The organism is Mangrovibacterium lignilyticum (assembly GCF_010882175.1).
Lineage (GTDB): Bacteria > Bacteroidota > Bacteroidia > Bacteroidales > Prolixibacteraceae > Mangrovibacterium > Mangrovibacterium lignilyticum.
This window is the reverse complement of sequence record NZ_WKLH01000001.1, coordinates 1,871,566-1,887,992: the sequence shown is the minus strand read 5'-3', so window position 1 is coordinate 1,887,992 and position 16,427 is coordinate 1,871,566. Positions and strand designations below refer to the sequence as shown.

Annotated in this window: 11 protein-coding genes; 3 read left to right on the top strand and 8 right to left on the bottom strand. The window is 46.1% G+C overall.

The genetic code is table 11. From position 1 onward, the window contains the following. Window positions 1-173 precede the first annotated feature (173 nt). Both GJV22_RS07520 and GJV22_RS07515 read left to right on the top strand, forming a co-directional pair. On the top strand, window positions 174-860 hold the full coding sequence (locus tag GJV22_RS07520) for a hypothetical protein (protein ID WP_163710930.1): 687 nt from the start codon (window positions 174-176) through the stop codon (window positions 858-860). Window positions 861-1,050: 190 nt separating this feature from the next. Continuing rightward, window positions 1,051-1,632, top strand: a complete 582-nt coding sequence (locus GJV22_RS07515; protein WP_163710928.1) for a hypothetical protein — start codon at window positions 1,051-1,053, stop codon at window positions 1,630-1,632. 416 nt (window positions 1,633-2,048) lie between these two features. Here the strand turns inward: GJV22_RS07515 and GJV22_RS07510 are convergent, their stop codons facing one another. Together GJV22_RS07510 and gldA are read right to left on the bottom strand one after the other, a co-directional pair. Then, the gene (locus GJV22_RS07510) at window positions 2,049-3,053 is read right to left on the bottom strand and encodes an LLM class flavin-dependent oxidoreductase (protein ID WP_163710926.1); all 1,005 of its coding nucleotides are present in this window, start codon (window positions 3,051-3,053) and stop codon (window positions 2,049-2,051) included. Window positions 3,054-3,183: 130 nt separating this feature from the next. After that, complete coding sequence (gene gldA, locus GJV22_RS07505) at window positions 3,184-4,095, bottom strand: gliding motility-associated ABC transporter ATP-binding subunit GldA (protein WP_163710924.1); 912 nt, start codon at window positions 4,093-4,095, stop codon at window positions 3,184-3,186. 297 nt (window positions 4,096-4,392) lie between these two features. Between gldA and ispG the strand changes: the two genes are divergently transcribed. Beyond that, complete coding sequence (ispG, locus tag GJV22_RS07500) at window positions 4,393-6,252, top strand: (E)-4-hydroxy-3-methylbut-2-enyl-diphosphate synthase (protein WP_163710922.1); 1,860 nt, start codon at window positions 4,393-4,395, stop codon at window positions 6,250-6,252. Between the two features lie 9 nt (window positions 6,253-6,261). Here the strand turns inward: ispG and GJV22_RS07495 are convergent, their stop codons facing one another. The 6 genes from GJV22_RS07495 to GJV22_RS07470 form a co-directional block, all read right to left on the bottom strand. Continuing rightward, a complete protein-coding gene (locus GJV22_RS07495) occupies window positions 6,262-6,882 on the bottom strand; it encodes an HAD family hydrolase (protein ID WP_163710921.1) in 621 nt (206 codons plus the stop codon). Window positions 6,883-6,956: 74 nt separating this feature from the next. After that, window positions 6,957-8,741, bottom strand: a complete 1,785-nt coding sequence (locus GJV22_RS07490) for a family 16 glycosylhydrolase (RefSeq protein ID WP_163710920.1) — start codon at window positions 8,739-8,741, stop codon at window positions 6,957-6,959. Window position 8,742: 1 nt separating this feature from the next. Continuing rightward, a complete protein-coding gene (locus GJV22_RS07485; protein WP_163710919.1) occupies window positions 8,743-9,552 on the bottom strand; it encodes a glycoside hydrolase family 16 protein in 810 nt (269 codons plus the stop codon). 10 nt (window positions 9,553-9,562) lie between these two features. Further along, window positions 9,563-12,286 carry a carbohydrate-binding protein gene (locus GJV22_RS07480; RefSeq protein WP_163710918.1) on the bottom strand — a complete coding sequence of 908 codons (2,724 nt, stop codon included), beginning with the start codon at window positions 12,284-12,286 and terminating at the stop codon, window positions 9,563-9,565. Between the two features lie 72 nt (window positions 12,287-12,358). Then, window positions 12,359-14,608, bottom strand: a complete 2,250-nt coding sequence (bglX, locus tag GJV22_RS07475; RefSeq protein ID WP_163710915.1) for a beta-glucosidase BglX — start codon at window positions 14,606-14,608, stop codon at window positions 12,359-12,361. A gap of 61 nt (window positions 14,609-14,669) precedes the next feature. Next, on the bottom strand, window positions 14,670-16,421 hold the full coding sequence (locus GJV22_RS07470) for a PKD domain-containing protein (protein ID WP_163710913.1): 1,752 nt from the start codon (window positions 16,419-16,421) through the stop codon (window positions 14,670-14,672). Between the last annotated feature and the right edge of the window lie 6 nt (window positions 16,422-16,427).

Genomic DNA, 16,427 nt, shown 5'->3' with positions numbered 1-16,427 from the left:
TGGCAAGTGGGCATAACTGGTTGAAACGTTTAGATTTGTATAACAAGAGCCGGATGACGGGAGACTGTCAAGTCCGGTTCTGTGAGAGGCTTAGGGTGAAACTCCCTTTGCCTACTCGACCAAGTGACCGTTAGCGGTAATTTTAAATCTCAGTATCTCATAATGGGAGACGTATGAAAATAAGACTATTCATAACCATTGTTTTAATAATCACATTTAGTTCTTGCATTGACAAGATGCTTGGGGAAAGATATGTTCAAATAATTAAAACTTCTCAAAGGACTATTGAAAAATGGTATGAAGTGGACGGACTATTTAACCATTTTCCTAAATCAGTTTCAAGTAAAAGTGTTGTTCAAATGCAATATTCCATTCCAGGAAATATGACAGATAAGGAATGGAATAGATACATCGCGGATTGTTATCTTATCCTAAACGCGGGGGATAACGATGAAACGCTTTATCCAGATTCGTTTTTGTATAAAACAGATTATAAAGAAAATAATTTCATTATTGACTTTGCGTTTAAGTTCTACACCCAGCTTGACACGCTTAAAGTGCGGAATTTCGCACTGCCTAATATTTATCCAATACCCTATTTTGAAAGCTTTGATTTTGGGTTAGGTGACGTAGAGGAAAAATATTGGTATGAACCAGGTGTAGAAATGGTGTCCAATAAATATAATATTCCTGAAGATTTAGAGGTTTTTGTTTTTAAAGCTGGCCATGGTGACTATTGGAAAGTTAAATGCGATATTATGAGACCAGAGACTTTGGGACAGTGGAAAAATGGATATTCGAGTGGAGTAGCAATTTCAAAAAATCATAATATGATCGTTTACTGGATGATGGCATGGTAAATATGATTATCAATAAAAAATTTAGTTAATGAAAAACTACCGCTAACAATAGCTATAAAGACACGGCGGGTGCGGTGGTTTCCGCGGGCCGGCTCTTCGTTCGGCGTCGTGTCCCGGTGGACACTGACGCTCTCCGAGAACCGCCACGCTTCATAGCCGAACCGTTGTACACCATTTAAAAACAGAGAAATTGCAATTAGGAGAAATATATAAAACAGATTTTGACGACAGACCATTTCGAGTGATTGGATTCGATGCTTACGAAATTTTTTATGACTGCTTATGGTCTGATAATAGTTGGACATTTTCGGGTAATTACAAAAGAAAAACAATCTTTTATCGAATGTCAATTGATTTATTCAAATCCAAATCTAAGCTAATTGGTCATCAAGAATTGACAGAAAAGGAATCACAATATTTTCGACCTGACTTGCCTATGAGATTTGGTAGAACTCAAAAAGTTAATTGGAATTCGTTTGACTCTCATGGCATTGATTATTTGAAATCAGAATTTGCGAATAGAATAATAAATGCTGATAAAATTGTGCTCGTCCCATTTGGACGTAAAGGCGGATATAGTAAAGGGGTAATTATAGAGAGTAGATCAGATTTGACCGAATTTGAGATAATTTTAAGAGCAAAAGAAATTCAAGAATCAATAAATGACCAAGTAAGTACTGGAGTCGGATTATACCGGTTGGGATTTGAAAAAGGCTTGCCTCGATATTCAATTGGTGAATATCTTGACCGAGCAGGAATCATGAAAAAATGAAAAAACGGTGTACAATAATTAAGCGTTCGAGCCGCGCGCAGCGCAGCGCTTGAACGCGGTGTTGACGTAAACCGGGATTGATAGCCGGAACAAGTATTATGGGTTTTCCGATGGAAAGTAAGATATGTAGCCTGACCATGAAGGTCGGGCTTTTTTGTTTTTGGCGGTTCTTACGCTCTTGTTTTCCTGATTGAGGGATGGATTTGCTTTCGGTTGCGTGGTTCTCTGAACTGACTTTTATCCATTCGCTGCATTTTGGGCAAAGCTCTCCCGCTGGAACGGGTCTGTGACTGTGTCTCGCGATGAAGAAGCAAACGTTTAGCCTTAATGGATATAAATATGTGATCGCGAACGTCAACGCTATTCACCGGGTGACTCGAAGTCACCCGGTGAATAAGCAAAAACAAACGGATCGTTTATAAGTTTTGTACCACCTCCGAAAAGATCCGGTACGAGTCCACTCGTTTTTGTTGGTCGTATATGTGCGACGATACGATGATTTCGTCGGCGTTGGTATGTGCCAGGATTTGTTCGAGCTCGCGTTTCACTCTTTCCCGTCCGCCAATGAGCGAGCAAGCCAGCATCAGGTCAATCCGGTCCTTGATGATTCCCCAGTTTTCGTAACCCAGGTCGTGGGTTGGCGGCTGCATCAACTCGCGCCGTCCGGTAACAATGCCCAGGAAGCTGCGTCGCATGGTGCTGGCCAGGTATTCGGCTTCGGCGTCGGTTTCGGCAGCCACCACCTGGCTGCCAACAATCACATAAGGGCTCTCCAATTGTGCCGATGGTTTAAAGTTCTCGCGGTAAATCTTCAGGGCAGGTATCAATTGTTGCGGGGCGAAATGGCTGGCAAAAGCGTAGGGCAATCCCAAATCGGCAGCCAGGTAAGCGCTGTCGGTACTCGACCCGAGAATCCAAACGGGCACCTCGGCACCTTCCGACAAAACCGAGCGAACTTCGGCTTTGGCGTTGTCGGGCGAGAAGTACTGCTGAATTTTACGCACCTCGTTGGGGAAATCCTGCGCGGCGCGCATGCGGTCGTAACGCAGTTCGGCGGCAGTCACCTGGTCGGTTCCGGGAGCGCGGCCCAGTCCCAGGTCAATTCGTCCGGGGTAAAGAGCTGCCAGTGTTCCAAACTGCTCGGAAACGATCAACGGCGAATGATTGGGCAACATGATCCCGCCCGATCCAACACGGATGGTTTTCGTTCCCTGGGCGATGTACCCAATAATGATGGAAGTGGCGGCACTGGCCACACTGATGATGTTGTGATGTTCGGCCACCCAGTAGCGGGTGTAGCCGAACTGTTCGGTCTGTTGAGCTAAGTCGAGACTGTTGCGCAAGGCATCAGCCGGGGTTGAGCCTTCGGCTACCGGTGCTAAATCGAGCACCGAGAAGGCTACTTGTTTTCTGCTTGTCATGCTTGTTTTCTCCTTTGGCCTTTTACAACAAATCAGAATTTGTTTTGATCAGGACGACCCCAAAAGAATTAAAACGACAAGTCAGCCCGAACAGGTTGAGAAATGAATTCAGGATGACAGGGGAGGCGGATTAGTTGCGGGTGAGTTTGTGGAAGATGTTTTCCAGACTGGTTTGTTGCTCTTGCAGGGTGAGAATGGTGAGTCCTTTTTCGACTGCAAAGCGGAACAGGGCCGGGCGAATATCCTCTTCGCCGGAAGCATGTACCACAAAGCTTTTGCCTGAAACCGGATCGATTTGCTTCAGGTTCAAGGCTGATGAAATCAGCGTGGGCTGAACGGTTTCTGCAAATTCGACCAACACCTGCTGGGCCGAGAACAGTTTCCCGCTTTTGAGGTTTTCAACGGGGTTGTCGGCAATGAGCTTGCCTTTGTTGATGATGATGACCCGGTTGCATATGGCTTCAACCTCCTGCATAATGTGGGTCGAAAAAAGCACTGTTTTCTCCCGGCTGATGGCTTTGATGAGCGAGCGGATGTCTTCCAGCTGGTTGGGATCGAGCCCGGTGGTCGGTTCATCGAGAATCAGAATGGCCGGATCGTGAATCAAGGCCTGGGCTAAACCAACGCGCTGGCGGTATCCTTTCGACAGGGCACCGATTTTTTTGTGTTGTTCGGGGCCGAGTCCGGTCATTTCGATGACCCGTTCGGCTTGTTGCTTTTTGTTTTTCAGACCGTACATGCCGGCGGTCAACTGCAAATATTCTTTGATGTATAAATCGGTGTACAGTGGGTTGTGTTCGGGCAGGTAGCCCACTTGCTGCCTGATCCGGTGGTTGTCGGGCGAAACGATTTCCCCGTTTATGGCAATCGTACCCTCGTCGGCAGCCAAGTAACCGGTGATAATTTTCATTAAGGTTGACTTTCCGGCACCATTTGGGCCCAAAAATCCGACCAGCTCGCCGCTATGCAGTTCAATACTAAGTTGATCGATTGCTTTTTGCTTGCCGTAGAATTTAGAAATATTTTCAATCCGGATTGTCATAGGTGGATGTTTGGTTTCAAAAATAGGGAAATTGGTACGATTTGGTTAAACATTGATGTCTCAAATTTAATTTTCCGGTAATCTCGGTTTGGTACTTTTAGACTTCTTTTGTTGTGGAAAGAAACTAACATGAGCTCAAAACTAACATTTATCCTTTTTTAGTAAAGGTTGAAGATCTCTCTTTTAAAGTTTGCCGGAAGAATATGTATGGTCTAATTTGTTATAAATTAGGCCGAGATGCTTTGTATTTATTAACTTTAATTTAACTTTGTGGCTCTCAAAAATGCTTGACTGAACATGGAAGATCGGAATTTTAATTACATCAAAGATTTGACAAAGTATCAACGCCAACAAACATCTGTAGTCCAGGTTGGTAAGATACCGGTAGGGGGGGATTATCCGATTCGTATTCAGTCAATGACTGATACCGATACAAAAGATACTGACGCTACCGTCGATCAGATCGTTCGTATTATTAAAGCGGGGGCCGACTACGTTCGGGTGACTGTAAAGGGGATGAATGATGCGGAAAACCTGAAAAATATCAAACGGGAGTTGGTGGCACGCGGATATGAGAATTCGCTCATCGCGGATGTTCATTTCAACCCTAAATTGGCAGAAGTTGCTGCTAAATACATTTCGAAAGTGCGGATTAATCCGGGAAACTTTTACGATAAGCGTGCCCGTTTTGAACAGCATATTTACTCCGACGACGAATACAAGGAAGAATTGCAAAAGATCGAAGAGCAATTTGTTCCATTCCTCAATATTTTAAAAGAAACCAACACGGCATTGCGAATTGGAGCAAATCAAGGCTCTCTTTCAGACCGAATTATGACCCGTTACGGTGATACACCAGCTGGGATTTCTGAGTCGGTGATGGAGTACCTTCGCATTTGTAAGAAAGTTGGCTTCACCAATGTGGTCATCTCAATCAAATCGAGCAACACCCGCATGATGGTCTACACCGTTCGTTTACTCAATAAACGGATGCGATTGGAAGATATGGAGTTTCCGCTTCATCTTGGTGTAACTGAAGCCGGCGAAGGCGAAGATGGACGAATTAAGTCAGCCGTAGGTATTGGCGCTTTACTGGTTGACGGTATCGGCGACACGATTCGTGTTTCGTTGACGGAAGATCCGGCAAAGGAAATTCCCGTGGCTCAGAAGATGATCAATCATATCAAGAGCTATAAAAATCATCAAGCGATTACAGCGCCCTTATTTGCACAGATTAATCCGTTCGAATACGAAAAACGGTCTACCCGTCCGGTAATGAACATGGGTGGGAAAAACCTGCCGATCGTTATTGCTGATTTGCGTGATCGCAGTTTGTCAGAGATTCTGCCTTTGCGTGGGAAGCAAATTCCGGAATATTTCCTGGATCGGGATCAAATACTCGATCTGGAAGGGAATGTTTATCCGATTTTGGATTTGGAAGAATATCTGTTTGGTGGTAGCCACTGGGGACAGATGAAATTTATCCGGACGAATAAAATGGAATTCGACCGTTTTATGTCTGAAAACCCGGAGATCATCATGAAGTTGAAGCAGACCAGAAAGACCGTACTGATTCTGGAAAGTTTCAATAAAAACCCGTTTGCCGAGCTTCGTGCTTTTTTCATGACTTTGGAATCGCACATTTGGAAAGTGCCTGTGATTATCTCCCGTTCCTATAAAGAAAGCAGTCTGGAAGACCTTCAGATTAAAGCCTCTATCGATTTGGGTGGCCTGTTGCTTGACGGTTACGGAGACGGAATTTGCATTACGAACGAAGGAGACAACATCACCTTCACCGATCTGAAAGATCTGAGTTTCTCAATCTTGCAAGCCAGTCGTATGCGGGTTTCGAAAACTGAATTTATTAGCTGTCCGGGTTGTGGCCGTACCTTGTTCGATCTGCATGAAACAACCCGTAAGATTAAAGCACATTTTAAACATTTGAACCACCTGAAAATTGGAGTGATGGGTTGTGTTGTAAACGGACCCGGTGAGATGGGTGATGTGGATTACGGTTTTGTGGGTGCCGGCGGTGGAAAAGTAAACCTATACAAAGGTCAATCGCTGAAGAAACGCCATATTCCGTATGAAAATTCGGTTTACGAACTGGAGAACCTGATCCGTGAAAACGGAGACTGGACCGATCCGGAAGACTAAATTCAACAATTAGAAAAAAGATAATAAATCAGATTCGGGTGTGAGCCAAATGGTACTCATACCCGTTTTTTTTGCACTTTCCACATTGGCGTCCGAGTCGTCGACAAAAAGGGTTTCTTCTGCTTTTAGCCCGGCATCATTCAGCACATAGTTGAATGATTCGATGGCTGGTTTTCGCAGGCCAATTTCACTCGAATAGTAGTCCTTGACAAACAGATCGGAAAGCGAGTGCCCGAATGTTTGGCTGAAAAGTCCGTGGAAATGGCGGATGTGAATGGCGTTGGTATTGGAGAACAGGTAGACCCGGTAATCTTTTGAAAGGCGGTTGATCAGTTCGATACGCTCCGGGAAGTAATTCAAAATCATGGCGCACCAAGCTGCGTCAATTTCATCGTTTTCAACCTGCTTTGGTAATAATTGCCGGATACCGTTCCGAAATTCATCATCGGTTAGTTTGCCGGCTTCCATATCCAAAAAAACGGGATGATTGTATCCCCATCCTCCGGCTTTGATGAGTTGGGGCATACCCAAATCCTCAAATGCTTTAATGCTGCGTTGAGCATCAATTCCGAGTAGCACACCCCCCAGATCGAAGATGATGTTTTTAACCGAAGTCGCCATCCCTGTCATTTTTGTTAGTTTGAAACAAAGCTAAAAAATGAGCGGGAATTTAGGTGTTTAATACCGAATGCTGAATGGCTGATTTAAAATACAATTACCTTTTGAGCGAGTTGATGGTTAATTTTTAGGAGATAGATACCTGACCGGAATGGAGCCAGTGAAAGGCGGTAGCTGTAATTATCGTCCAAAGAATGGCTCCATAGGAGCTTGCCAGTCATGGAATAGAGCTCCAGATTTTGCAGGGGCATCTTCCGGCTTTCAATGGTGAGCTGATCCCAGGCCGGGTTCGGATAGACTTTTAGGTCTTTCAAAAACTCCAGATCTACTGATGCAGTTGCCTGTCCGTTTTGCAGCCGCATGTTTTTTACGGCGAAAGTCCCGGAGCCGGTTCGTCCCAGTACACCGTAACTCACGTAAATGCGGATTTCCCGAATCTGATCCAATAGAAAAGTGCCATCGGATTTTGGGTTGAAAGTAAAACTATAGCTGTGGAAATCGGCATCGCTGGCAAATTCGCTCAGTTTGAATAAGCTGCTTAAATTAACATTTCCGTTCACATCTACCAAGTCAATCCGAAGATTCGACGGAGGGTTGGCAGGATCAATCTGCAGATCGAAATCCAGTTGGTTATGATTGGTAAAATCACCGATTCCATTGAGAGGATAATAAATGTAGGCATTTTGTGTTGGTGCCGTAATTTGAAAGTCAACCTGCAAATCACCGCTGTTTTCGCTTAAGCTAAGTTGGTTGCCGGTACCGGGAACAGCAATCCAGTTGAGGGTCCCAGTAAGATTATTCGCCGGAATTGGATACTGATTTCCTTCCGGAACAAATTGATAGTCTACGTGGAATACGGCGGATGATCTGCTGTCGCAGGCTGTTTGCACATCCACCAGGATGTCTCCTGCAGCATCATTCCATTTCACGGAAATAAGATTTGTTCCGCTTCCGCTGACGACTTCAACACTTTCCGGCAAGTGCCAGGTGTAGGTCGCATCCGGGATTTGGTCGACCTGGTAGGTTGCTACTTCACCTTTCTTGTTCAGCCTTGGCCCGCTAATAATCGGTGTCGGTAATTCCGATTGGTAGACGCGGACATATTCCACTTCCATAACGGCTTGCGTCAGATTGGGATCAATGCCTTGTGCACCGCCCCAGTCGCCCCCAATCGCGATATTCAGAATCAGGTGGAACCGTTTGTCGAAGGGCCATTCTTTGTAGGTGTTGTTTTCGTTGTTGAAGGTGAAGTACAAATTGTCGTCGACAAACCATTTGATTTCAGTTTGGCTCCACTCGATGGCATAAACATGAAAGGTCGTCTGGGCATCTGCCTGGGTGAAATTTCCACCCTTTTGCGTTCCGATGCTGTGATTGTAAGCTTCGGTGTGCACCGTCCCGTAAATCACACCGGGATCGTATCCGACCTGTTCCATGATGTCGATTTCGCCACTCTTTGGCCAATCGCCGTAAATCCAATCGGTTGGCAGCATCCAAATGGCCGGCCAGGTCCCTTTTCCCAATGGTAATTTCGCTTTGACTTCAATACGGCCATTCAGCCAGTCACCTTTCTGGCGGGTAACAAGTCGGGCCGACGTCCAGCTGTTGTTTGCTTTGACTGCCTTGATGAATAGCTTACCATTCTCGATCCATGAGTTGGAGAGGTTAGAGGTGTAGGTTTGAAGCTCGTTGTTGCCCCAACCGCCGCCACCAGTATCATAGCCCCATTTTTCGCTTGACGGGGCGCCGGTGGCATCGAATTCGTCCTGCCAAACGAGGTAGTTGCAGGTGGTTTGAGCAAAGCTGAGCTGCTGGTTTCCAAGAAGCACAGCCATTAAAGTCACGATAAGGGGCGAAAATATTTTCATCATTTCAGTTCTTTTTTTGGTAGACCCGGACGTAGTCAACTTCCATCGATTGGGGGAAAATGCTGTCATCAATGCCTTTCATTCCTCCCCAGTTGCCTCCAACCGCAACATTTAGCAACAAGTGAAATTGCTTGTCGAAGGGCCATTCGTTTGAAGTTGTCTCTTCATTTTTGAAGGTGAAAACAAGTTGATCATCAACCAACATGCGCATTTCTGAAGGGCCCCATTCCAATTGGTAGACATGAAAATTCGTGTAGCAGTCTGTTAGCACCATGCTGTCCGACTTTTGAGTGTTGATCGAGTGGTTGTAGCTTTTGGTGTGCACCGTGCACAGGATGGTGTCGGGCATGTATCCGACATTTTCCATGATGTCGATTTCGCCGCTGCCTGGCCAGCTACCGTATTCCCAGTTGCTTGGAAGCATCCATAAGGCCGGCCATAATCCCCGGCCTTCCGGTAGCTTGGCTCTTATTTCAAATTTCCCATACAGCCAGTCGCCTTTACCTTTGGTTTTCAGCCGCGCTGATGTGTAAGCCTTTCCTCCAGCTTTCTCCATCAATGCTGTGATATAGAGTTTGCCGTTTTTTACTTCGGCATTTTTCAGGCTGTCGGACGTGTAGTGTTGTTGTTCGTTGTTTCCCCATCCATGAGCATTTCCTTCGGTATCGAATGACCACTTTTGGGAGTCAGGGAGGCCGGTATAGTCAAATTCATCCGACCAAACCAGTTGATAGTTAGTGGCTGCTTTTTGAGGGGAGCAGGCACATGCCAAAAGGTAAACGAATAGGATTGAAAGTCGATGAATTTGTCTCATGGTGATGGGTTTAGTTCAATATTAAAAATGGTTGACTGGTTTGCCGGCCCTTGTCAATCAATTGGATCAGGTAAAGTCCGTTTTTCAAATTATTCAGATTTAGTTCGTTCATGGAGCCGCTCACTTTGGTGCTTTGTAGAATTTCGCCAAGCATATTCCTAACCGTTAACAGGTAGTTATCGGTAGAATTCGCCAAGTACTTAACCATTAACTGGTGGTTTGCGGGATTTGGGTAGATGGAAAATGAGAGTTCCTGCTTTATGATGTCTTCTGAAGCTGTTGCCAGTATCAATTCTGTGTTGATCCAATTCAGGTTAAATTCTTTTTTATTCACCAAAACCCGGAGTGTATTGATCCCCTCGGGCAGGGTGACTTCTTTGCTCAGGGTGATCCAGTTCTGCCAGTCGTCTGTGCCGGGTACAAAGAATGAAATAAGGTTGGTGGTGCCGATTTCCGTAAGCAGTTGCAGGTCGATATAGCCACCACTTGTATAGCCTGCTGCTACTCTAAAATCGAATTGGTATTTGCCTGCCTGGTCTACTTCAACCCGGTAATCCAGGTAGTCGCCATCATCTGTATGCCCCATGTCGTACCCACCGCCGTCGTCCGAGCAATTTTCGATCAACCAACCGACATTAGTTTCATAGTCTTCAGCCTCAATTTTCCCGGGAATGGCAAATGTGTTAATGGTTCCTAGGGCAATGGGCATGTTAATCAACCCGTTTACCAAATCACCGTCAACTGATTGAAGCAAGCCAGGCGTGTAAGTCAGCACGACCTGGTCGGTGGGGTATACTTTTTTTTTTAGTTTCAGAATGAGTATTGAAGGGTCTTGTGTATCGTAGGAAAGTTGATCGATTTGCTCAATAAAGCCATTCACTTTCAAGCGGAATGAAGAAGTCTCGGGTATAATAACAGGGTCGAGTTGTTTGTTGCAGGCTAAATGAATGGCTGCCCCCGTTGGCGAGGCAAAGCCATTCATTAATTTAGAAGGAACATCTCCGGTTGGTCCGGGATTGGCGAATTTCAGGTAATTGATGTTAAATCCACCCTTGTCGATGTAAAATTTCAGTTGTTGAATGCCTTCTTCCAGGATAATATTTTCGATGGTCAGGTCTTTCCAGTAGTTGTCTGATGAGTTGACTGCAACGTCGCCGGAGATGTTTTTTCCGTTTACTTCGAGGTGAAAATTCCCGATTGTACCTTGTATGCGAAACGTCACTTCGTAGGCTCCGGCTTGTTTCACATTTACGGTGTAGAGCATCCATTCTCCGGCATTGGTCCAGCCGACGTTGTAACCGTTCGATAGTTCCGACTCATCTGTCGTCTTTTTTATATCGACACCATCGTTGCGATACGTCCATCCCTGGTTCCAGTCTGTGCTTCCATTTCCGCCTGTGTTTGTGTAATCTGCATCCTCGTAGGCGATCGAATGGCTTCCCATGTCGTAATCGACAGTATGAATTACTCCAGGGATTTCCAGTTGTTTGTAGGGAATGGGCGTTTTTTCACTTCGTTGGCGAAACATGGCGTCTATTACATCCGGATGGTATTCGCAATTTTCCATCATCAGGTTTTCCGTAATTTGCATCAACGTTTCGTAGCAGAAATCGGGATCGGGTGTTCCGCCATCGCTCCAGGTTTTAAGTAGCTGGTCGTATTCCGGAGTTTGAACAACGCCGGCAGGGCAGACCACTGACCCGATCTTTTTGACTGGCCACCAGGACCAGCCAACTTTTTGCGATTCGAGCATCTTGATGGTTTCCATAAACCATTGGTTCGAGTTCTCGCCCGATTCGCCCAACCACATTGGAACATTGTATTGGTTGCGGTAACCGATAAATTCGGCAATGGTGCCTGCGTCGGTGGCGTTCCAGTATTTGTGAAAGCTATAAGCCATATTGTCGTCCCAAGGAGGGAGAAGTCCGTTCATGTTGTTGGCCCAGCAGTTTCCTTCGATAAACAGGATGTGGTTCTGATCAACTTCCCGAATGGCGTCAGTTATCCGAATCATCAGCTCGCGTAGTTTTTCATTACTACTGTCGCAACCATTTTGGTGTGTCCCGTTGAAATTCCAATTCGTTTCGTTAATGAGGTCGTAGCCGCCGATGTATTTTTCGTTGGCATAACGTTCGGCAAGTTTTCGCCAAAGAGCAACCGTTTTGCGTTGGTTTTCTTCACTTTCCCAAAGCGATGGTTTGCTCTGGTCATAATCTGAAATGTTGCCATCTTTGCCCTGTCCACCGGGGGCAGCGTGCAGGTCAAGGATGACATACATGTTATGTGGTTTACACCATTCAACCAGTTCATCAACCATTTGAAAACCTTTTTCGAGCCAGGTGTCTTGTCCGGCTACCGGTTCGTCTTCAATGGGTAGGGTGAATAAGTTATAATGAAGTGCAGGCCGAACGGCATTAAAGCCCCAGCTTGCAAGTGAGTCGATGTCGGTTTTAGTACAATGATTGGCGAGCCAGGCATCGTAGAATTCATCGGTTCGTTCTTTACCCATCGATGCCTCGATCAACGCCCGAATTTCGTGTTGAGTACCGGCAAAAGATCCTGTTCCTAGCATATAGCCTTCTTGCAGCATCCAGCCGCCAAGACCCATGCCCCGAACGATGAATTCGCTGCCGTCGGGATCGACAATGTATTTTCCACTTCGTTGCAGGTACTGAGCCATGCCCGATGTGGAACAAATGAGAATCAGTATTAAGGGGAGGATTGCTTTTTTCATTTTTAGGGTTTAGAAAGACCGGATCGGACCCGGCAGAGCCAAATCCGGTCATTTCAGTTTAGTTGCTCAAGGTTAGTTAATCGTAAAGGTCGTATGTAAGCCTTCAGCAGAATTTGGGCCTACCCATAGATCAAATTCTCCGGCTTCAGTGAGGTACTTTTTTCCGTTGTAGAATTCGAGATCGCTTCCTTTTAGTGTAAGGCTGACTTGTTTCATTTCGCCGGCCTTCAGATGGACTTTATCAAATCCTTTGAGTTGTTTTACCGGGCGGGTGATGCTTCCGGCTTTATCGTGAATGTATAACTGGACAATTTCATCACCATCGTAATCGCCGGTATTTTCAACGGTAACAGTAACTTCCATGGTTCCGTCAGCTGGCATGCTGCCGGTTGAGATGTTCAATCCGGAATAGTTAAATGTGGTGTAGCTTAGACCAAAGCCAAATGGGAATAGCGGATCAAAACCTGCATCGAGGTAATGCGATGTATTTCCAAGTGAGGTTTGTCCGGCTTCCACGGGAATTTTGTCCAGCTGTGTCCAGTTGCTATAGTCAGCCGGACGACCGGTGTTTTTGTGGTTGTAATACATGGGGACCTGTCCAACTGTTTTCAGGAAGGTGACCGGTGTTTTACCCGAAGGCACTGTCTCGCCAAAGAGCATGTCGGCAATGGCAGGGCCTCCCATGGTTCCCGGAGCCCAGGCGTATAGAACGGCATCAGCTTTATCCAAAACGTGGCTGATAGTAAGTGGCCGGCCGGCCATGATGACGACAACAATCGGCTTCCCGGTTGCTGCAATCGCGTCAATCAGTTCATTTTGGGCGCCGAGCAACTCAAGGTTTGTCAGGCAATGTGCTTCGCCGGAGAGAATGGATTCTTCGCCCATAAACAGCAGTGCAATGTCCGATTTCTTTGCAGCTTGTACCGCTGCCGCGAAACCTTCTGTAGATCTGCTGCGGCTAATTTCCAATCCTTTGGCAAAGTTGACTTTATTGGTGCCAAGTTTTTCGCGCAGTGCGGTCAATGGGGTTACCGAATTTTCTTTGTTGCCATCGAACACCCAGGTTCCCATTTGGTCGTGTGGAGCGTCGGCCAAAGGACCAATGACAGCAACTGATTTTAATTCCCTAGATAGAGGGAGCAGTTGTTGTTTATTTTGAAGGAGGACAAAGCTTTCGCTGGCCGCTTCTTTGGCAACTTCGAGGTTTTCCGGAGCCAGAATTGTCTTTGCTGCAAGTGACTCGTCGGTGTAAGGATTGTCGAATAGTCCCAGTTCAAATTTCACCCTCAAAATGTTTGCTACATACCGGTTGATGGTGCGCATGTCCAGCTTCCCTTCATCAAGCAAAGCTTGTGCGCTCGACACGTAGCAGTTGCTGGTCATTTCCATATCGACTCCGGCACGAAGTGATTTTTCGGCGGCTTCTTTTGGGTCGGCAGCATAGCCATGGGCAATCATTTCGTAGATTGATGCCCAGTCGCTGACAACCATTCCGTTAAAGCCCCATTCCTCGCGTAAAATGTTTTTTAAGGTGAACTCGTTTCCGCTAACCGGAACACCATTCAGGTCATTAAATCCCGACATGAAGGTTAGCACTCCGGCATCGGTAGCGGCTTTAAAAGGAGGAAGGTAATCGTTGCGTAGTTGTGTTTCAGGAATGTAAGCGGTATTATAGTCGCGGCCACCTTCGGCAGCACCGTAACCAACAAAGTGTTTGGCGCAAGCGGCGATTCGATCCGGTGCAGAGGGATCTTCCCCCTGAAAACCTTTGACCATAGCGACTGCCAGTTGTGACGCGAGGTAGGTATCTTCGCCGCAGCTCTCTGCGATACGGCCCCAGCGGGGGTCACGAGAAATGTCAATCATTGGGGCAAAGGTCCAGTGAACGCCTTCGGTTGCTGCTTCTTTAGCCGAGACGGCCATCGCTTTTTCTGTCAGTTCAGGATTCCATGTTGCTGCCATTCCCAATGGGATCGGCATAATTGTTTTGTAACCGTGAATCACATCGCGACCAATGATGATGGGAATACCCAGCCGGCTCTCCTCGACGGCTACTTTTTGTAATTTGTTGATCGTGGCTGCTCCAACGAGGTTGAGAATAGAACCTACTTCCCCATCTTTTATGGCTTGTTTCAGATTCTCTTCATCTCCAAATTGGCCTGGATCAAATTGCGACATTTGTCCAAGTTTTTCCTCTAATGTCATTTGTGAAATCAGATCTTGAATTTTACCTTCAATTTCTGTGTTTCCTTTTGACGAATCTTTGGCTGGATTGCAACTGAAAAGAAACAGTGCAATGATAAATAAGTAGGCTTTTTTCATCTTTCTAAAGCTATTACCTGACCCACCCGAATATAGGGAGGGTCAGGGTTTGTATGAATAACTAGTTGATTGTTGCGGATTTTATTCCTTCAACATGAGGCCCGGATAAATCGTCGAAATAGAACTCGTGTGTTCCGGCTCCGTTTCCTGGATTTAACATGATGCGGATCACGTTGTAGAAGTCGTGACTGAAGTTGTCGTCGGTCGTGACGTCGCTGGTGAAGATGTCTCCAGTCCAGTCCCAGCCAGCTGATACACCGGCAAAATTGTATTCGGCAACTTCCCAGGTATTATCCTCCTGAATGGTATAAATTAGGTCAGCCGTTCCGGTTTGCCAAGCATTACCATCGCGGTCGGTATTTTCCAGTTTCAATAATACCTGATCGCCGGCGTTACCGTAAACCAGAATCTTGAAGGTTGAAATACTGCGCAGATCGAACCGGTATCCGGTTGGTAATTGCATGTTGGCGTTGGCCCATTCGTTATCCGTTTTTGAGTAGTGCGCCACATATGCACTACGGTTAGGATACGATCGGTCCGGGTTGTCCATGACGCTCACGGAACAATCTTGTCCCAGGACAGGTTGTAGAGCCACTTCGCTGAAGTCGTTGTAGACGATCATTTCATCCAAAAGGAAGGGTACATAGTCGGGATGGTTGTCTGCACAAACAGCTGATCCGCTCCAGTTCACATCGCCTATCGATGTTGTTGCAGTTACTGTGATTGTGTATGTTCCCTGACGCATGTAAGTATGTGATGCCGTGGCTGTGTAGTCTGTTGTTTCAACTGGATCGCCATCGCCAAAGTCAAAAGTTACTTTGCTGATTGATTCTCCGGTTGGAATGCTGACATTGCTTAATGATACATCGAAGGTGTTTGGTTCTCCGGCATCGGCAATTGTAAGGTCTGCACTAATCGATGGTTTGACATATCCTTGTGGAATTAGTTTCAGATGCCAGGCATTGCCGTCACCACCGGTAGTAACCACTTCAAGCTTGTTTTCTTCCAGTGTTAGTATTTGATAGGCACCGTCAACGGAACCTACGTCGAAACATGGGAACATAGGAGTCGGGCCACTTAGCGTAAGGTAGTTTTTCCCGTCCCGTTCTTCGATAAACCACGTGCCTGGACTTGGATTGTAATCTACGATGTAGTCTGTGTCATTTTCGCGTGGGTTGCTGTAGGCCGGATTATCTTTTTCGAAATCCTTCACGTAGCTTTCGCCATGGTTGGTTAACGTTGCAACAAACCCGGTTATGTTGAAATTGATGGCGTCGTCATATAGCACTCCAACTCCTGATTTGGCAAGAGCGGGTGCACCCCACCATTCTAAGCCCTCTGTTCCAGCGGGGCCTACACCCATGTGGCCGTAGGTTAGGCTGTCCAATACCCAGGTTTTACCATCCAAATCGTCGGCGCCACCACTGAGGAACACAAATTTCTCATCGGTGAAAATTGCATAGTCCGTCTCTGTTTGAGTTACTGTCTTCGATTTTGTAGCTGTTCCACCTTTGGTAACCAGCGTGAGGGTAACCGTGTATTCTCCCGGAAGAGAATAGGTTGCTATCGGGCTCGCTGCCGTTGATTTCGATCCGTTGCCCAGATCCCAGTTGGGGATACCTGTAATTGATGAGGTATTTGTGATCACAAATTTGAAAGGAGTGCTACCCTGTGTGATGGTGAAGTCCAGTTGATCTTCAGTTGGAGCAGTTCCGATATCGACTGCGTCATCTATCTGCGGATCGCAGGCAAACAAAGCGAACAGAAGTACGGTTAGTCCAGCTATTTTTTGAAAATATTTTGTTTTTTTCATTGCCAT